This window comes from Ruegeria atlantica (assembly GCF_013032005.1).
GTDB lineage: Bacteria > Pseudomonadota > Alphaproteobacteria > Rhodobacterales > Rhodobacteraceae > Ruegeria > Ruegeria atlantica_A.
Genome location: NZ_WQBE01000004.1, coordinates 1 through 18741, shown reverse-complemented (window position 1 = coordinate 18741; position 18741 = coordinate 1). Strand labels below are relative to the sequence as shown.

18 protein-coding genes are annotated in these 18741 nt (G+C 58.4%); 9 read left to right on the top strand and 9 right to left on the bottom strand.

Annotated elements, in window-relative coordinates:
* Positions 1-238: 238 nt before the first annotated feature.
* Positions 239-967, top strand: a complete 729-nt coding sequence (locus GOX21_RS09250; RefSeq protein ID WP_170374561.1) for a Hint domain-containing protein — start codon at positions 239-241, stop codon at positions 965-967.
* Positions 968-973: 6 nt separating this feature from the next.
* On the opposite strand, the gene GOX21_RS09245 is transcribed toward GOX21_RS09250, so the two are convergent.
* Complete coding sequence (locus tag GOX21_RS09245; protein ID WP_170348074.1) at positions 974-1597, bottom strand: J domain-containing protein; 624 nt, start codon at positions 1595-1597, stop codon at positions 974-976.
* A gap of 108 nt (positions 1598-1705) precedes the next feature.
* On the opposite strand from GOX21_RS09245, the gene GOX21_RS09240 reads away from it, so the two are divergent.
* Together GOX21_RS09240 and GOX21_RS21505 are read left to right on the top strand one after the other, a co-directional pair.
* Positions 1706-1960, top strand: coding sequence for a BolA family protein (locus tag GOX21_RS09240; protein ID WP_170374562.1), 255 nt, complete (start codon positions 1706-1708; stop codon positions 1958-1960).
* A gap of 32 nt (positions 1961-1992) precedes the next feature.
* Positions 1993-2217: a GDCCVxC domain-containing (seleno)protein gene (locus GOX21_RS21505; RefSeq protein ID WP_226688691.1), complete on the top strand. Its 225-nt coding sequence runs from the start codon at positions 1993-1995 to the stop codon at positions 2215-2217.
* Between the two features lie 16 nt (positions 2218-2233).
* Here GOX21_RS21505 and GOX21_RS09235 read toward each other — a convergent pair whose 3' ends face one another.
* The 5 genes from GOX21_RS09235 to pepN all read right to left on the bottom strand — a co-directional run bounded on the left by GOX21_RS09235 (position 2234) and on the right by pepN (position 8735).
* On the bottom strand, positions 2234-2644 hold the full coding sequence (locus GOX21_RS09235; protein WP_170374564.1) for a DUF4177 domain-containing protein: 411 nt from the start codon (positions 2642-2644) through the stop codon (positions 2234-2236).
* Positions 2645-2784: 140 nt separating this feature from the next.
* Positions 2785-4296 (bottom strand): Asp-tRNA(Asn)/Glu-tRNA(Gln) amidotransferase subunit GatB, encoded by a 1512-nt coding sequence (gene gatB / locus GOX21_RS09230; protein WP_170374566.1) that lies wholly within the window; start codon positions 4294-4296, stop codon positions 2785-2787.
* 70 nt (positions 4297-4366) lie between these two features.
* Positions 4367-5509 carry a hypothetical protein gene (locus tag GOX21_RS09225; protein ID WP_254428515.1) on the bottom strand — a complete coding sequence of 381 codons (1143 nt, stop codon included), beginning with the start codon at positions 5507-5509 and terminating at the stop codon, positions 4367-4369.
* 248 nt (positions 5510-5757) lie between these two features.
* Positions 5758-6186: a hypothetical protein gene (locus GOX21_RS09220; protein ID WP_170374568.1), complete on the bottom strand. Its 429-nt coding sequence runs from the start codon at positions 6184-6186 to the stop codon at positions 5758-5760.
* Positions 6183-8735: an aminopeptidase N gene (pepN, locus tag GOX21_RS09215; RefSeq protein ID WP_170374569.1), complete on the bottom strand. Its 2553-nt coding sequence runs from the start codon at positions 8733-8735 to the stop codon at positions 6183-6185. Before pepN ends, GOX21_RS09220 begins: the two co-directional genes overlap by 4 nt.
* Positions 8736-8941: 206 nt before the next feature.
* On the opposite strand from pepN, the gene GOX21_RS09210 reads away from it, so the two are divergent.
* The 3 genes from GOX21_RS09210 (at position 8942) to GOX21_RS09200 (ending at position 12525) form a co-directional block, all read left to right on the top strand.
* Positions 8942-11074, top strand: a complete 2133-nt coding sequence (locus GOX21_RS09210; RefSeq protein WP_170374571.1) for a malate synthase G — start codon at positions 8942-8944, stop codon at positions 11072-11074.
* A 25-nt stretch (positions 11075-11099) separates the two neighbouring features.
* Positions 11100-11525: a GlcG/HbpS family heme-binding protein gene (locus GOX21_RS09205; RefSeq protein ID WP_170348089.1), complete on the top strand. Its 426-nt coding sequence runs from the start codon at positions 11100-11102 to the stop codon at positions 11523-11525.
* 220 nt (positions 11526-11745) lie between these two features.
* Complete coding sequence (locus GOX21_RS09200) at positions 11746-12525, top strand: gamma-glutamyl-gamma-aminobutyrate hydrolase family protein (protein ID WP_170348090.1); 780 nt, start codon at positions 11746-11748, stop codon at positions 12523-12525.
* A gap of 39 nt (positions 12526-12564) precedes the next feature.
* Here the strand turns inward: GOX21_RS09200 and GOX21_RS09195 are convergent, their stop codons facing one another.
* The gene (locus GOX21_RS09195) at positions 12565-14805 is read right to left on the bottom strand and encodes a xanthine dehydrogenase family protein molybdopterin-binding subunit (RefSeq protein WP_170374573.1); all 2241 of its coding nucleotides are present in this window, start codon (positions 14803-14805) and stop codon (positions 12565-12567) included.
* A gap of 3 nt (positions 14806-14808) precedes the next feature.
* A complete protein-coding gene (locus GOX21_RS09190; protein ID WP_170348095.1) occupies positions 14809-15273 on the bottom strand; it encodes a (2Fe-2S)-binding protein in 465 nt (154 codons plus the stop codon).
* A gap of 99 nt (positions 15274-15372) precedes the next feature.
* Between GOX21_RS09190 and GOX21_RS09185 the strand changes: the two genes are divergently transcribed.
* Positions 15373-15951, top strand: a complete 579-nt coding sequence (locus GOX21_RS09185; RefSeq protein ID WP_170374575.1) for a TetR/AcrR family transcriptional regulator — start codon at positions 15373-15375, stop codon at positions 15949-15951.
* Here GOX21_RS09185 and kynU read toward each other — a convergent pair.
* Positions 15944-17137, bottom strand: a complete 1194-nt coding sequence (gene kynU, locus GOX21_RS09180; protein ID WP_170374576.1) for a kynureninase — start codon at positions 17135-17137, stop codon at positions 15944-15946. The genes GOX21_RS09185 and kynU overlap by 8 nt on opposite strands.
* Positions 17138-17303: 166 nt before the next feature.
* On the opposite strand from kynU, the gene GOX21_RS09175 reads away from it, so the two are divergent.
* Positions 17304-17753, top strand: coding sequence for a methyltransferase family protein (locus GOX21_RS09175; RefSeq protein WP_170348100.1), 450 nt, complete (start codon positions 17304-17306; stop codon positions 17751-17753).
* A gap of 129 nt (positions 17754-17882) precedes the next feature.
* On the top strand, positions 17883-18741 hold an 859-nt coding region (locus GOX21_RS09170; RefSeq protein WP_170485394.1), incomplete at its 3' end, for a Re/Si-specific NAD(P)(+) transhydrogenase subunit alpha.

The window sequence follows — 18741 nt, the reverse complement described above, 5'->3', positions numbered from 1 at the left end:
AGTCGCGAAAGAGTGCCCATCCACCCGTCGCATGATGGCGCCCCCGTTTTGACCATTGCTGGCGCAAAGGGCGAATTCGATGGCTTTTGATGTCCTACTGCACACCGTAAACACAACTGGCCCGGGCGACTTGGTCGTTCAAAACACGACTCAGCCAGCGATTGTTGATGGTCAAACGATCTCATTCGACGGGGGCCTTACGTTTCAGCCTTATACCTACCTTGGGCAAGGCACCAGGGTGAGCAACGGCGACTCCGGCGAATTTATTCAGGTCGGCACACAGATTTTCGCTTGGGACACAAACGACCCAACCGGACCAATGAGCACCGGCAATTGGAAGATCACTCAGAGTGATCTCGATCCGTCGAACCCGCCTTGTTTTGTTGCCGGTACCTTAATCGAAACAACCGCAGGCCCGCGACCGGTCGAGGATTTGGCGGTGGGCGACAGGGTTTGCGTATCTGATGGTCAATCCCTTCCTATTGTATGGATCGGGAAACGAACACTCAGCGCTCAGACTTTGCGCTTCCAGCCAAGGTTTCGCCCAGTGAGAATTCAGCGCAACGCGTTAGGCAAAGGTCTGCCCAACCGCGACCTGTACGTATCCCCGCAGCACCGGATTGTGATTGAAGGCTGGCGGGCCGAATTGCTATTTGGGGAACCGATGGTCTTCTCGGCCGCGATTCATCTGGTCAACGATGATACGATCCGTCAGATAGGAACGGATGAGCCCGTCACCTACTTTCACATTGCCTGCGAGCAGCATGCCATCCTGTCCTCGCATGGCCTGCAAAGTGAAAGCCTGTATGTCGGCGGTCAGTCTTTGAATTCTTTCAGCCGCGAAGATGTTGACGAACTGCGCGCGCTATTTCCCGAACTCAGTGACAGCGCGCAGGTGCCAAAAACCAAACTTCGTTGCTTGAAACGCCCCGAAGCGCAGGCGCTGCGGGGTACGTCTTCAGCGTAGTAGAGCTTACTTAAAATTCCGGCTGTCCTTGATCTGATCCCAGGCCCAGACGACCTCTTGCAGCTGTTCCTCTTGGGATCGGTCGCCGCCGTTCATGTCCGGGTGCAGCACCTTGATCAGCTTTTTATAGGCCTTGCGCACCTCGGCCTTGGACCAGCTGTCCTGCGCCTCAAGAATCTCAATCGCGCGACGTTCAGTGGGGGGCAGGCGGCGGCCGCCGGAATTGGCGCGGCCGGGGTTCTTTGTGGCGTTCTCGCCTAGAACCTGATGCGGATCTTCGATGCCCAGACGCGCCCAGGCGCGTGCCTCGGGGTCGCCCATCGGCTTTGTCTCACGCTCCCACACTTTGTCCTTGGAACGTTGTGCGTTCAACTCGGCCTCGGTGGTGCCGTCGAAGAAGTTCCACTTGTTGTTATATTCGCGGACGTGCTGCTGGCAGAACCAGTAAAAGTCGTCCAGCACGTCCGGCGCCTTGGGCGCACGGAACTTACCGGCCTCCTCACAACCCTCGTGATCGCAGATTCGCGTCGATGTCTCAGATGCGCCCGACATCCCCCGGCGCCCGCGCGGGTTCTTTTTCTTTGCGCTGGAAACGGACATATCGAATCCGAAGGGGTCTGATTTTACCATGCTCTGATCCTCGACAAGGCATCTTTTCGACTCGGAGGCAGCAGTTTAGTCTAAGCAGCCGAAAGTAGAAGAGGGGGAGCGGTAAATTTTTTGCCGCTGAGCGAAAAAATGAGCGTGAGTGACGAAATCCATCAGCGCCTTGAAACCGCGTTCAATCCGCGTGAGCTGGAGGTCATCGACGACAGCGAAAGCCACCGCGGCCATGCCGGGTATCAGGACGGAGGCGAGAGCCATTTCAATGTCCGCATCCGCGCCAGCGCGTTCGAGGGCCAGTCCCGCGTCGCTAGCCACCGCGCTGTACACAAGGCGCTGGGCGATATCGTGCCGCGCATTCATGCTCTAGCGTTGGATATTGGGGGGTAGCTGGCCCAAAGTGCTTTGAGGGGAGGGATCAAATGTCCAGAACGGAGACGGCCTTTACGCTCGAGTCCACCCTGACCTGCCCATCCTGTGGGCACGTCGAAACGGAAACCATGCCCACGGACGCGTGTCAGTGGTTCTATGAATGCAAATCCTGCCACCAAGTGCTGAAGCCTTTGGAGGGCGATTGCTGCGTCTATTGCTCATACGCAACGGTGCCTTGCCCTCCGATACAACAGGGAAAAACGTGCTGCGCTTGACTTGGGCTCGCCGCGATCAGGGCTTTTCTGGAGGTTCGGATTTCGCCTCGGACCCTTTCAGCGACAGGGGCGGGTCATTCACCTCTTCGGCAATCGGAGCCGGGGCAACAACTGTTTCGGGTCCAGGTACGGGTTGCGCCAGCGGCACGCTGTCTGGCGTTTCTGTTGGGTTACGGGTCGAGACAAAAGACGGCTCGATCTCGCGCCGAAAGACCAACACATTGCGCCAGTTCACGGCTGAACCGGTCAGGCCAGTGCGTTCCTCGCTGGGCAGCAATTCGGCCCGCTGATATTCCCAGCCGTCTTGCCCCATCTCGTTCAGCAGCTGTTCCACGGATGCTGCAAACCGTCCTTCGGCGGTTTTGACGCCCTTGGCCTTGGTGCCTTTTTGCGGGGCTGGGACAACTTTGTATTCGTAGCGCTGCATCGGATTTTCCTGGTTACCGGGTTCCGGCAATCTAACATGTTGGCGATTTTGGGAAAGTCATCATCGCATGGACGTGGCGGAAAGAAAAACGGCAGGGTTTTGTTCAAACCCCGCCGCGACTGTTCGATATCTCGAAGGCTTTACGAGCCCAGCTTCTTGCTGACCAGTTCGTTCACCGCCTTGGGGTTGGCCTTGCCACCCGTGGCTTTCATCACCTGGCCGACGAACCAGCCCGCCAGTTTCGGGTTCACCTTGGCCTTTTCAACCTGCGCCGGGTTGGCTGCGATGATCTCATCCAGTGCGGATTCAATCGCGCCGGTGTCGGTCACCTGTTTCATGCCGCGCTCTTCGACGATCTGCGCCGGATCGCCGCCTTCGGTATAGACGATCTCGAACAAGTCCTTGGCGATCTTGCCCGAGATCGCGTCCGATGCGATCAGGTCGATGATCCCACCCAATTGTGCCGGAGATACGGGCGAATCCGTTATGTCGTGGTCTTCTTTCTTCAGACGACCGAAAAGTTCGTTGATGACCCAGTTTGCGGCCAGCTTACCGTTGCGGCCCTTGGCAACTTCTTCGAAATAGGCGGCCGATTCCACCTCGGCGGTCAGCACGGACGCGTCATAATCGGTCAGGCCGAATTCGCTTATGAAGCGCGCTTTCTTGTCGTCGGGCAGTTCCGGCAGTTTGGCGGCGATGTCATCCACCCATGCCTGCTCGATCTCAAGCGGTAGCAGGTCGGGGTCGGGGAAGTAGCGATAGTCATGCGCCTCTTCCTTGGACCGCATCGAGCGGGTCTCACCCTTGTCCGGGTCATACAGGCGGGTTTCCTGATCGACCTTGCCGCCGGCTTCGACGATGGCAATCTGACGACGGGCTTCAACCTCGATCGCTTGCTGGATAAAGCGCATCGAGTTCATGTTCTTGATTTCGCAGCGGGTGCCCAGATGCGAGAAATCCTGCGTTTCCTGGTATTTCTCATACGCGCCCGGCAAACAGATTGAGACGTTCACATCAGCCCGCAGGTTGCCGTTTTGCATGTTGCCATCACAGGTGCCCAGATAGCGCAGGATCTGACGCAGCTTGACGATATAGGCCGCCGCTTCTTCGGGTCCGCGAATGTCGGGGCGGCTGACGATCTCCATCAGGCAGACACCGGTCCGGTTCAGATCGACAAAGGACATATGCGGGTCCATGTCGTGGATCGATTTGCCTGCATCCTGCTCCATATGGATGCGTTCGATCCGCACGTTGCGCGCGGTGCCATCACCCATTTCAACCAGCACTTCACCTTCGCCCACGATGGGGTGGTAGAGCTGTGAGATCTGATAGCCCTGCGGCAGGTCGGGGTAGAAATAGTTCTTGCGGTCAAAAGCCGATTTCAGGTTGATATCCGCCTTCAGGCCCAGTCCGGTGCGTACTGCCTGTTCCACGCAGTATTCGTTGATCACCGGCAGCATCCCCGGCATCGCCGCGTCCACAAAGGCTACGTTCGCGTTCGGTTCGGCCCCAAATTGGGTCGATGCGCCCGAGAACAGTTTGGCATTGGACGAGACCTGCGCATGCACCTCCATCCCGATCACCAGTTCCCAATCGTGTTTGGCCCCGGCAATGGTTTTGGGTTTGGGCATTTCATATGTCAGGTCGAGCATGGCGCGCCTCATTTCCGCAGAAGTCTAAGCCTGCGTATTAGGCCCGGCAGGGGCGAGGGGCAAGGGGGAATCAGTGTTGAGACAGGCGCAGACCAGACGGTGTAAAGGTCACGTCCGTGCCGCTGCGCAGTTCCTCGCGGAACAGATCACGGATGGCACGCAACGCATCGCGCTTGCCGCGGGCTGCAAACCGTTCGGCAGAATTGATGCGAACCGAGTTGTTGAACCCATTCGCGGCATGCGCCCAAATCAGCGGGTGCAGTTCAGTCAAGTGGTCGCGGATCAGCCTGTTTGCAGCTTCGTGAATTTGCGAGCGCACAAGGTCGGCCTTTTCGTTCAGGCCCTGACCGTTCTGTATCGTGATGGCGCAATAGGCCGAAAGCATGTTGACGGTCTGCTGATCGGGGCGGCGATGCAGAATGTCATCCAACCCTTCCAGGAAGTACTCGACATCCAGACGAGCGCAGGCCTCTTCGTCCAATGCGATGGCGTCAAACTGGACCCAAGTATAGCCGCCAGCGCCCCAGATATCGCCAGTCCGCGCGGCGTTCCGCAGTGCCTGAACTTCAAGCTTTTCATAGCTGCCAAACCAACGCGGCAGCAGATGCGTGCCCATCGCCCGCATAGGCCGCTGATTGTGCGGGTCCAGGGAGATCAGGCGTTCGTATTCTTCGGCTACACGCTGGTTAGTCTTCCGTTGACCTGCCAACAGGGCACAGCTTGCGGCTGCGACAATGGGGCTGTTTGGCAACGCAGCGCGGCATGTCGGCAAAAGGTCTGCGGCCCGGTCGAAATGGGCCGCGCAACGCGACCGGTGAAGGGGCGGCAACGTGGCATCCGTTGCGGTTCCGCGCCATGCCCAGGCCAGGTCAATGTGTGCTAAGGCGACCACCAGCGTAATCATCGGATCACCCGGATGCTCACGCATTTCGTCTTCAAGCTCTGAGATACCGCCCAGCAAGTCATATTCGCACAGCGCGCTGCCATCCGACAGGGCATGTTCCACTGCCAATACAACGTCGGAACGCGCGCCAAAGGCCAACAGATCCGCAATCGGTGTTGCGTCCGATGCGATTGCGCGGTCCTTGTCGGCGGCATGCATCATTTTGGACAGCTTGGCCCAGTGGTCCTGTCTGGCCAGTGTGCGCCCTTCTTCAATGGTGTTACGGGCGGTCAGGTCTTCGGCCCTGATATCGGCAACTGGAATGTTCAATTGCCCTTTATCCGGCAGTGATGCCGTCACCGCGCAGTCGGTTACCCGCACGTTTTGCGTGGATTGACCCTTAGATAAAGAAGAAAGGGCCTCACGAGCCCTGAAAAACCGAAACATGGTAAAACTCGAAATCGTAACAAACTGGTAAGTTAGCTTGAAACTTTGACCGAAAATCGCCTCAAATTCAAGCTTTTTGGGGGGTGATGCGTGACAGGCCGGGGGAATTGGTCCTTTTCCGACTGATTGTTTCAGAAAACGGTGAAATGGTGCCGTTCAACCCGTAATCCGGCGTCTTGCAGGACAGTTTCAAGGGTCTTGTGGGGTGGTGTGGCTTCATCCGGCAGCCGAATCCGCTTGCCCGAGGCCAGAACCAGTGACGTGCGCACGGAAAAGTCCCAGCGCGTGTCGAGCCGGACATGGTCGATATCGGCCAAGGCAACCTCGGCCTCGCGGTTGCCTGAAAACCATCGTATTGCGCGGTGATCCAGGGTTAGTCCGGCACTTGTGCCATGCGCAATGTCCCAAAGGGCGGGCAGGGTGGGCAAGCTCAGCAACCCAACCAGCCACCACGCCGCATCGAACAGAATAACCAACGCGATCAGCCCCGCGTAGACGCACATCAGGATCACGACGGCGCGTGGGGTCCTGTTGTGGCGTTGGAAAGTAAACGGGGTCATACGCCGAGGATGCGAGACACCATTTCCGTTGTATCCCGCGACAGGTTCGGTGTGTCGGCGATACGCGTCAACTGAGCTTTCATCAGGTCCTGACGGTCGGTGTCATAGCGTTTCCAGGTCTGGAAGGCAGAACACATCCTGGCGGTGGTCTGGGGGTTAACCGGGTCCAGCCTGATCAGCCAGTCTGCCAACAACGCATATCCTGCCCCGTCCGCACGATGGAACCCGGCGTGGTTCATCGCCAACGCCCCCATGACTGCCCGGAACCTGTTGGGGTTCTTCCAATTGAAATCAGGGTGCTCGGTCAATGTGCGCGTAACATCCGGCGTAGTTTCAGGAGAGGCCGTTGTCACCTGCAGGCCGAACCACTTATCGACAACCAGCCGGTCATGCTGCCACTGCCTGTAAAAGTCCGCGAGTTCGGTTTGGCCCGCGCCCGCCCGCAAAAGGCAAGACAGGGCGGTCAGTTGGCGGGTCATGTTGTCGGCTGCTGCGTATTCCTCGGCCGCTTTGGCACCGCCATCCAGCCGCGAAGTCAAGTACAGTACTGCGCCACCAAGTGCCCGCTTGCCGGCCTGATCAGCATCGGGGCTGAACGGCGCGTCGATCAGTGTTTCGCTGTGCAGCCTTGGCAGCAGGTCCTGCACATGCTGTGCGGTCGCTTGGCGCAGGGTTTCGACGGCGGTCCATATCGCCATCGGATCAGGGGTATTACCACTTTCAAACAAGGCCGCAGCCAGTTCGGATTGCGTTGGCAGACCCAACATCAAAGAGCGATAGGCTGGGTCCAGATCGCCGTCACGCAGCACGGCCAACATACCATCCAGATAGTTCGTTCCCGTCGCTGCATCTTCGCGGATCATGCGCAGCAGCGTATCTTGCGCAAGCGACCGCCCTGCCTGCCAACGGTTGAACGGATCGGTGTCGTGGGCCAGCAAAAATGCGCGTTCGGCATCCGTGTGGTCATGTTCCAGAATGACCGGGGCCGAGAAATCGCGCAGGATCGAGGCCACAGGTTTTGCTGCCAGTCCAGTGAAACTAAAGCTTTGCTCGGCTTCGGTCAGCTCCAACACTTCGGTGGCGCACACTTCGTCCCCGTTCTGGCCCAGCAGGCCCACGGCGACGGGGATCACCTGCGGCAGTTTCTTGGTCTGGCCGGGTGTTGGCTTGGTGCTTTGTGACAGGGTCAGGGTATAGGTGCCATCCTGCCAGTCTTCGGCAACTGAGATGCGCGGTGTGCCGGATTGGCTGTACCAACGCTTGAACTGGGTCAGATCGCGACCGGTCGTATCCTCGAACACCTTGATCCAGTCTTCGATGGTGCAGGCCTGCCCGTCATGACGGTCGAAATAGAGGTTCAGCGCCTGCGCATAGGCCTCATCCCCCACCAACCGCTTGAGCATGGCGATGACTTCGGCGCCTTTTTCGTAAACAGTCGCGGTGTAGAAGTTGTTGATTTCCTGAAAGCTTTCAGGGCGAACCGGGTGTGACAACGGACCGTTATCCTCGGGGAACTGCCGTGCGCGCAGGTCGATCGCATCATGGATGCGTTTCACCGGGGCCGAGCGCATATCGGACGTAAACTGCGCATCGCGAAACACCGTCAGGCCCTCTTTCAAACACAGCTGGAACCAGTCGCGGCAGGTAATTCGGTTGCCGGTCCAGTTGTGGAAATACTCATGCGCAATGATTGCCTCTATCCTCTCGAAATTGGCATCGGTCGAGGTTTCGGGGCTGGCCAGAACGGCGGAAGAGTTGAAGATGTTCAGCCCCTTGTTCTCCATCGCGCCCATGTTGAAGTCATCAACGGCCACGATGTTGAACACGTCCAGATCGTATTCGCGGCCATAGACGTCTTCGTCCCATTTCATCGACTTTTTCAGTGCCTCCATCCCAAAGGCGCATTTGCCTTCGTCTCCGGGGCGCACCCAGAGGTTCAGTTCCACGTCGCGGCCCGACATGGTGGTGAACTGACCGGGATGGGCGATCAGGTCGCCTGCGACCAGCGCGAACAGATAGGCGGGTTTGGGCCACGGGTCGGTCCATTCAGCCCAGCCTTCTCCCTTGCCCGAGGGGTTGCCGTTGGACAGCAAGACCGGCAAGTCACCGTTGATGCGTACGGTAAACACGGACATCACGTCGGGCCGGTCGGGGTAATAGGTGATCTTGCGGAAACCTTCAGCCTCGCACTGGGTGCAATACATGCCGTTCGACATATACAGGCCCTCAAGCGCGGTGTTGTTACCGGGGTCGATCTCGACGACGGCCTCCCAGATGAAGGGCGCATTGGGGACTTCAACAGTCAGGCCCTTGTCGGTGACATTGGGGGTGATTTCGACCCCGTCAACAACCGCCCGGATCAGGGTCAGGTCTTCGCCATGCAGAAAAAACGTACGATCCGTTGCCTCGGGGTTGGGGCGGAACGCGATACGAGACGTAACGCGTGTGGCATGATCTGCCAGATCAAAGGTCAGATGCACGCTGTCCACAAGATAGCCAAAAGGCGTGTAATCTTTCAGATAGATCGTGGTGGGGGCAGCGTCACGCATCGGGGGCCTCGTATCGGTTGAGTTCTGGCGTGACGTTATGGGGATCACTTGTCAGCCGCAAGCCGATGCTGGGTATTCCGAGCCGCCAGGCAGGTCAATTTGGTCTTCAAATTCCACCGGAAACTTGAGGGGTCTGTTGCCTATCGGAAACTTTCGCACTAATTGACGCCTGCATGCCAACGTACACAATGCGGGAGAATTGACTTATGAGCGGCAGAGAAACCCGGAAAGGGCTGCAGATTGCCTGGGAGCTGGCGGATTTCATCGAAAATCAGGCATTGCCTGGAACAGGTGTCACGCCCGAGGTGTTCTGGTCCGGTTTCGCCCGCTTGGTTGATGAGCTTGGCCCAAAAAATCGGGAACTGCTTGCTAAGCGGTCGGAAATTCAAAGTCGTCTTGATGGTTGGCATCTGGAACGCAAGGGGCAGGCCCATGATGCCGCCGCATACGAGGCATTCCTGCGAGAAATCGGGTATCTGGTGGAAGAAGGCCCCGATTTCCAGATTGAAACGGCAAATGTCGATCCCGAAATCGCAGCAATCCCCGGGCCGCAGTTGGTTGTTCCGATTACCAATGCCCGTTTTGCCCTGAACGCTGCGAATGCCCGTTGGGGCAGTTTGTATGATGGGCTGTATGGCACTGATGCGATGGGTGATCTTCCCACTGGCATAGGATATGACGCTGCCCGCGGCGCACGGGTGATCGCCTGGGCCAAAGATTTTCTGGATGACGCTGCACCGCTGGCCAGCGGTTCGTGGGCGGATGTCTCGGAACTGCGTGTGGAAAACGGGGCACTGGTGCCCGCGCTGGCGGACCCCTCGCGTTTTGTTGGATATGGCGGCGCCACTGAAAACCCCGAATTCGTACTGCTGAAGAACAACGGTCTGCACGTCAAAATCGTGATCGATCCGTCTAGCACGATCGGCGCATCCGACCCGGCAGGCATCGCCGATGTGGTCGTCGAAGCGGCCTTGTCAACGATCATGGACTGCGAAGACTCGGTTGCTTGTGTTGATGCCGAAGACAAGGTTGTGGCCTATGGCAACTGGCTGGGCCTGATGAAAGGTGACTTGACGCAAGAGGTTTTCAAAGGCGGAAATACCTTCACACGCAAGCTGGCAGAGGATGTCGATTACACCACCGCAGATGGAGAGCAGGCAACGCTGAAAGGCCGCTCGCTGATGCTGGTGCGTAACGTGGGTCACCTGATGACCAACCCCGCCGTACTGGATGCCGACGGCAATGAGACCGGTGAAGGTCTAATGGATGCGCTCTGCACCACTGTGATCGCAATGCACGATCTGCAGCGCGAAGGCGGCAATTCGGTCAACGGGTCGGTTTACGTGGTGAAACCCAAGATGCACGGGCCGGAAGAGGTGGCATTCTCGGTCGAGATTTTTGACTTGGTCGAAGACATTCTCGGTCTGCCGCGCAACACCGTAAAACTGGGCATCATGGATGAGGAACGCCGCACCTCGGCCAACCTCAAGGAATGTATCCGAGCTGCGAAATCGCGCGTGGCTTTCATCAATACCGGCTTTCTGGACCGGACGGGGGACGAGATTCATACCTCGATGGAAGCAGGTCCGGTGCTGCCCAAAGGCGACATCAAGAACACGCCCTGGATTGCGTCTTACGAAGACCGCAACGTCGATATCGGTCTGGCTTGCGGCCTGAAGAGCAAGGCCCAGATCGGTAAAGGCATGTGGGCGATGCCCGACCGTATGGGTGAGATGCTTGAGGTCAAGATCGGCCATCCGCAATCCGGCGCGACCTGCGCCTGGGTGCCGTCACCGACCGCTGCGACCCTGCACGCCACGCATTACCACAAGGTCGACGTTCTGGCCCGTCAGGACGAATTGGCCGCTGGTGGCGCCCGTGGCACGTTGCGGGATTTGCTGACGATACCGCTGCTGGATGGCCGCAACCTCAGCGAAGATGAGATCACGCGTGAGATCGAAAACAGCGCTCAGGGCATTTTGGGATATGTCGTGCGCTGGATTGATCAGGGCGTGGGCTGCTCGAAAGTGCCGGATATCAACGATGTGGGTCTGATGGAGGATCGGGCAACCTGCCGGATTTCCTCGCAGGCACTAGCCAACTGGCTGCATCATGGTGTCGTCAGTAAAGAACAATTGATGGCTGCGATGCAAAAAATGGCTGCCGTGGTGGACCGTCAGAACGAAAATGATCCTGAATACTCGCCGATGGCGCCGGGGTTCGACGGGATCGCCTTCCAGGCCGCGTGTGATCTGGTATTCAAGGGACGTATTCAACCTTCGGGGTATACCGAGCCGGTTCTGCATGCGCGCCGTCTTGAACTGAAAACCAGCCTTTAACTTCGCAAAAACGTTAGGACACACCATGACCATTTCTCTGCGCAAAGCCCGCACGATCATTCGCAAAACTCTTGAGAAAGGCCGCGAGATGGAGCTGAAGCCGCTCTCGGTCGTGGTCTTGGATGCGGGTGGGCACGTCATCGCGTTTGAACGTGAAGATGGCGCAGCGCCCGGCCGTTTCGCTATCGCGCATGGTAAGGCTTATGGGTCGGTCATGCTGGGCATGGCGGGCACTGCGCAAATGCAACGTGCCGAAGCTCAGGCTTATTTCATGAATGCGGTGAACGGCGTTTATGGTGGTCAGGTTGTGCCGGTTCCGGGGGGAATTTTGCTGCGTGATCGCAAGGGCGCGGTGATCGGGGCCATTGGTGTGACAGGCGACACATCGGACAATGATGTCGTTGCGGGTATGACCGGGGTCGAGGGGGCAGGCCTGACCGGAGAAGCCTGATTTCGATCAGCCTGTGGTGCTGGTTTTTCCAGAGAATAGGGAAAAACTCTCAAAAACTTGGTATCATTTGTAATTCTGTTCCGACATTTGCCGTATAGCCCGAACGTTTTGTGCGCAGTTGAACACGTCCTTGCGCCGTCATGCAGGACGTGTTCTGTTGCACGTTCTATCTGCTGAGGATAGCTTCCCTGTTAGTTACAGAAACTGCAAGGAATGCGGAATGTCTCGACCTGTCGTCGGTATCATCGGCAACTCTTACCTTATGAACGATGAATACCCTACCCATGCGGGTGGAACGATGAACTCTGAGGCCGTGGCTAATGTTTCGCATTGCCTGCCGCTGCTGATTCCATCCGACCCGCGCTTTGTCACGGTTGAGGAATTGCTTGAGGTCTGCGACGGGTTCCTGCTGACCGGTGGGCGCCCGAATGTACATCCTGAAGAATACGGCGAGGATGCCACTGACGCGCATGGTGAGTTCGACCGGGCGCGGGATGCGGTCACTTTGCCTTTGGTTCGCGCCTGTGTCGAGCGTGGTCAGCCCTTCATGGGCATTTGTCGCGGGTTTCAAGAGGTCAACGTCGCCATGGGCGGCACGCTCTACCCTGAAATACGCGATTTGCCGGGTCGAATGAACCACCGCATGCCCCCGGACGGGACTTTGGAAGAGAAGTTTGCCTTGCGACATGTGGTGACACTGGACGAAGGTGGCGTATTCCACCAACTATTCGGCGCGCCCGAAGTGATGACCAACACTTTGCACGGGCAGGGTATCAAGACGGTCGGTGACCGTGTTGTCATCGACGGCCACGCGCCTGATGGTACGCCCGAGGCGATCTATATCAAAGATGCGCCAGGCTTTACTCTATCGGTGCAATGGCACCCTGAATGGGATGCAATGAACGATCCCGTTTCCCGACCTTTGTTCGAGGCATTCGGTGCCGCCGTACGGGCATGGGCCACCGGTTCGGATGCCAGTCTGGTACAGCAACGGGCGTGAATGTCGCGCTGATCCACAAAGGGGACCGGCGCATTGCAATCAAATCAACAGATCAAACTGCTGATTAAGAGGCAGCTTTCGGGCGCGTTCTCCGGTCAGATCAAACAACGCATTGCCAAGCGCCGGCATTGATGGCGGCGTTCCGGGTTCGCCCGCGCCACCCATGTGGCGGTTGGTTTCCAGCACGCGCACCTCAACCTGCGGAGCAGTATGCATCCGGATCGCATCGTAGTCGGGGAAGTTGTATTGCTCGACCTCACCTTCGGCAAAGGTGATCTCACCGTAGCAGGCTGCTGACAGACCATACATCATGCCGCCGAACATCTGCGCTTTGACGTTCTCGGGGTCCAGAGCCAGCCCCATATCACAGGCAATCCACGCCTTGTTGATGCGGATGGTGCCGTCTTCGTCTACCACCTCGATCACTTGTGCGACCGGAGTACCGAAACTGTAGGTGAACGCCACGCCGCGCCCCACGCCGTCCGGTGTCTGCCCGGTCCATCCGGACATCTCGCGCACTGCTTCGAGGCAACCGGCCGAGGGGGCGTGTTCACCCTTCATCAGTTCCAACCGGAATTCCAGCGGGTCGCGGCCCGCGGCATAAGCCATCTCATCCATAAAGGTTTCGTGGAAGAAGCCGTTATGGCTGTTGCCGACCGACCGCCAGAACCCGACGGGGACGTCAAGTTTGGGGATGTGGCCGCTCATGCGGTAGTTCGGCACCGCGTAGGGCTGGTTGAAAAAACCTTCGACCAGAACCTTGTCCGGGCCGGCACCAGGCATGCCAGTGTATCTCGTCACGGCCTGCTGCGTGCAGGATTGCGCCGAAACTTTGCCGTCAATCAGAACTGCCTTGCCGTCCTGCACTGCCCCGCGCATCCGGGCAATGGCGCCGGGGCGGTAATAGTCGTGGCGCATATCTTCTTCGCGGCTCCAGGTCGTCTGAACCGGGGTGCCGGGCATGGCCATGGCAACCTTGGTGGCAATCTCGCCGAAATCCAGTTCACCCCGGCGACCAAACCCACCACCCAGATATGTGGTGTGGATCTGTACCGCTTCGGTGTCCAGACTAGCGGTGTTGGCCGCGCGGAACCGGATCAGGGTTGGGGCCTGATTGCCGCACCACAGCTCCAACGCATCGCCGGTATACAGCGCGGTGGCGTTCATCGGCTCCATCGTGGCATGGGCCAAATAGGGCACTTGATATTCTGCGGTAATCTCGGTTGCGCCTTCGGGTGTGACGCTGACATCGCCATCGTCGCGCATTGTCGAATTCGCCGAGTCATCAAACGCCTCGGCGATCTTGGTGAAAATGCCATCCGTCTCGGGCGGGTAGGGGGCGTCACCCCAATCCACGTCGATGGCCTCGACTGCTTGATTGGCGAGCCACGTGTTGTTGGCAATCACGGCGACACCTGTGCTCAGATCAACGATTTTCTCGACCCCCGGCATGGATTGCGCGGCGCTGTCGTCAAAACCATTCATCGCGCCGCCCAGCTTGGGGTTCATGCGCACGGCCGCGAATTTCATCCCCGGCAGGCGAACATCGACGCCAAACTCGGCGGTACCAGTTGCCTTTTCGACCATGTCCAGACGCGGCTGGGTTTGGCCCAGATAACGCCATTCGGACGGATCGCGAAGGGGCACTTCGACCGGTTCAAGTCCGGCGGCGTCTACGGCCAAGTCGGTATAGGCAATCTTGTCGCCATTTGGCGCGATGACATGCCCTGCGGCAGTTCCCAGTTCCGACGGGTCAACACCCAAACGAAGGGCCGCAGCGCGTTTGAGCGTGTCTCGGGCCGAGGCACCGGCCTGACGCATCCGCTCGAACCCATCCTTCATCGATGTCGAACCACCCGTGACCTGGAGGTGAAGAGCTTTGCCAAGCACACCCAGCGCTTCGCCCAGATTGTGCTGGAAGTCCGAGATGTCATAACCCTTGTTGGGCAAACCTTCCCCCAGCATGGCAGAGTTATAGTAGGCCGCTGCCGCCGGACCGTGCAGCACAGTGATCTGGTTCAGATCCACGTCCAATTCCTCGGCAATCAGCGCGGCCCATGTGGTCTTGACGCCCTGACCCATTTCAGCGCGCGGTGCAAAGAGGGTTACGCCGTTTTGGTCGATCAGGACAAACGGGTTCAACGTCGCCTGACCCTCGCCAGGTTTTAGCGGGTTCGCGGCGGGGCGGCTGACATAATAGGCGCCGAATGCTACGCCGCCGACAATTGCGGCCGAGCCGATCAGGAAAGTGCGGCGAAGGATTTTACCAACAGAAGCCATGAGTTACGCCTCCTTCAGTTTGCCAGCCGCGTCATGGATCGCAGCGCGAATACGGGGGTAGGTGCCACAACGACACAGGTTGCCCTGCATCGCCTCATCAATATCGGCGTCCGAAGGTGCAGGGTTTTCAGCCAGCAACGCAGCGGCCTGCATGATCTGGCCCGACTGGCAATATCCGCACTGCGCCACCTGATGATCGACCCAGGCTTGCTGGATTGTCGCCATCGTACCCGGCGTCCCGATACCTTCAATCGTGGTGACATCGCCCCAAACATCCGACAGGCTCACCTGGCACGAGCGCACAGCCTCGCCATCAATATGAACCGTGCAGGCACCACAGGCCGCCACGCCGCAGCCGAATTTGGTGCCGGTCAGGCCGACCTCATCGCGCAAGACCCAAAGCAAGGGGACGTCATCGGGCAGGTCAACCTGATGTTGCTTACCGTTAATCTTCAGTGTGGTCGCCATGGCGCACCTCATCTGGCTGTGGCTGGTTGCTGACATATTTAGCGCAAAGTGTCAGTATGTCAATTGACAAAATATACAAAAAATGTCAGAGGTTCTGGTATGACGGAAGCAGTTGACGATTCACGGCAAAAAACCATCCTGAACTCGGCTTTTCAGGCTTTTGCCGCTTATGGGTACCGAAAAACCTCGATGGATGACATTGCGCAGGGGGCGGGGATGTCCCGGCCGGCGCTGTATCTGCATTTCAAGAACAAAGAGGCGATCGTCAGTAAACTGACAGAGATCTACTATGTCGAAAAATGCGCGGCTGTTGCCGAGGCGCTGGCAACGTCAGGTTCAGTGTCCGAGGTTCTAGCCAGTGCGATTCAGGCGCAGACGGCAGGGATGGCCGCGATACTGGCCTCGCCTCATGGGCTTGAGATGCTGGACAACACCAAATCCTTATCCGCCGAGATCATCGCGGAGGGTGAGGCTAAACTGTCAGGGCTATACGCGGATTGGCTGACACTACAAGAACGGGCCGGGCGGGTGCGCCTGCTGGCCGGTGCGGCCGAGACTGGTCGGACGATTACGGCCACGCTTAAGGGACTCAAGCTGATCGGTGCAGGTGCAGAGGTCTATGAACAGCAGGTTGCGCAGATCGCGGCGTTGATCGGTGCGGGGCTTGAGGTCAGGTAACCCGCTGCCGCACTTTGAATTCCGGTGCATCCCATAAACGGTTTTGCATAATGTCAGCCAAGATTTCGACAGCGCGCTCGACGTCCCTCGCGTCGATATACAAAGGCGTGAACCCGAAGCGCATGATATCCGGCGCGCGGAAATCTCCGATCACGCCGCGCGCGATCAGAGCCTGCATGGCGGCGTAACCTTCAGTAAACCGAAACGAGACCTGACTGCCGCGCTGCTGCGGATCACGTGGGCTGGCCAGTTCCAACTCAGGGCAGGTGCCTTCGACACGGGCTATGAACAACTCGGTCAAGTCGATGGATTTGGCGCGCACATCAGCCATGTCCGCCATGTCCCAGATGTCCATCGCGGCGGACAGGGCGGTCATCTGAAGGATCGGAGGGGTGCCGACCCGCATCCTCTCGATCCCGCTGCCGGGGCGATAGTCCAGGTCGAAGGCGAAGGGTGCCTCGTGCCCCAGCCAACCTGACAAGGCCGGACGGGCGCGATCTGCCAAGCGTGGCGCGACATAGATAAAGGCTGGCGCACCGGGGCCCCCGTTAAGGTATTTATATGTGCAGCCCACCGCGAAATCGGCGTTGCAGCCGGACAGGTCCACTGGGATAGCTCCGGCGGAATGGGCCAGATCCCAGACAGTGACCGTCCCGTTTGCATGTGCCAGTTCGGTCAGCGCCTTCATGTCGTGTATGCGCCCGCTGCGATAGTCCACCTCAGTAAGCATCAGCACGGCAACGTCGTCGGTTATGTTTGCGGCCACGTCCTCGGGTGCGACAACGCGTAGTTCATAATTCGGCCCCAGCGAGCGCAGCAGCCCGTCCACCATATACAAATCAGACGGGAAGTTGCCGTTATCCGACAGGACCACCTTGCGGTCCGGGCACAGTTCCAGCGCAGATGCCACGGCCTGATACACTTTGATCGACAGGGTGTCGCCGGTCACAACCGTCCCGGGTTCCGCGCCGATCAGACGGCCAATGCGGTCGCCCAGGCCGGTCGGCAAACCCATCCATCCGGCCTTGTTCCAGCCGGTGATCAGCATCTGGCCCCATTCCTTGACCATCATGTCACTGACACGATCACTGGCAGCCAGCGGCAACGGACCCAGCGAATTACCGTCCAGATAAATGACATCCTCGGGCAGATCGAACATGGCTTTGGTCGCGGCAAAGTCGGTCATGGGCGGCTCACTACTTTGTGTTGTGTTGCTTTCTTTCGGCCTAGCCGATCCGTATCGGCCTGTCCATTGATGCGACAACCTGAGCTTTTGCCAATTCGGTTCGAAAGCGGTAGGACATCGGCCAGAAACGACATGCCTGTGCATGTTGTCAGTTGCGGGGATGCGCATGCACCGGATCGACATACCGCCCGTCTGGCTTGTTGGGTTCGCTTTTCTGGCCTGGCTGCAGGCGCGTCATTTCCCCCTGGGCTTGTCGCTGGACGGTGGACTGACTGACTTGTTAAGTGGGTTACTGATCGGGGGCGGCATTCTGCTCGCCGTATTGGCGATTATGGAGTTTCGCCGTCACAAAACAACCGTTATCCCGCACGAAACACCTTCGGCGCTGGTTCAGTCAGGCATTTATAAACGCAGCCGCAACCCGATCTATGTTGGCGATGTTCTGATTCTGGCTGGTTTGGTTTTACGGTTCGATGCGGTGCTGTCTCTGATCCTTATCCCAATCTTCGTCTGGGTGCTTGAGCGCCGGTTCATTCTGCCCGAAGAAGACCGCCTGCGCCGTACTTTTCACGCTGATTTTGCCCGTTATGAACGTAAAACCCGCCGGTGGGTTTAGGATGGACAGACCGATAATATCATATCGTGAATGCTGCACTTGCGAAATAATGTTGCGCAAGATACATGTTTGCTTAACGAAGAATACCGACCACCCGCTCAGCTTGAGTGAGAACTAGGGGGACTGCCAGTGAAGATAGGCACACCGAAGGAAAAATATGAGGGCGAGAACCGGGTTGCGATGACGCCGGACTCTGCGGTGCAGTTGCAGAAACTGGGCTATGAGTGCCTGATTGAGAAAGGCGCTGGGGCTGCTGCGGGCTTTTCGGATGCGGCGTATGAGGCTGCAGGCGTTGAGGTCGTCAAGACGGCGGCTGCGCTGTGGAAAGAGGCCGACATTGTTGCCAAGGTTCGTCAACCCGACGCAACCGAGCTGAAGCGTCTGACTAAGGGTAAGACGCTGATTTCGTTCTTCAACCCGGCAGGGAACGAAGAAGGGATGGAAGCGGCTAAGGCCAAGGGCGCCAACGTCATCGCCATGGAGATGGTGCCGCGTATCAGCCGCGCGCAGAAAATGGATGCGCTGTCGTCGATGGCCAATATCGCCGGTTACCGCGCGGTGATCGAGGCGGGCAACAACTTTGGCCGGTTCTTCACCGGCCAGGTGACGGCGGCCGGTAAGGTGCCGCCTGCGAAGGTGCTGATCGTGGGGGCTGGTGTTGCCGGTCTGGCGGCGATCGGGACCTCGACCTCGCTGGGTGCGATCACTTACGCGTTCGACGTGCGCCCGGAAGTGGCCGAGCAGGTCGAATCCATGGGCGCCGAGTTCGTCTATCTGGATTTTGAAGAAGACCAGCAGGACGGCGCGGCCACCGGCGGCTATGCCAGCGTCCAGTCGGACGAGTTCCGCGAGGCACAGCTGGCCAAGTTCCGTGAACTGGCCCCGGAGATGGACATCGTCATCACCACGGCGCTGATCCCCAACCGCGAAGCGCCCGAGCTTTGGACCAAGGATATGGTCGAGGCGATGAAGCCGGGCTCGGTCATTG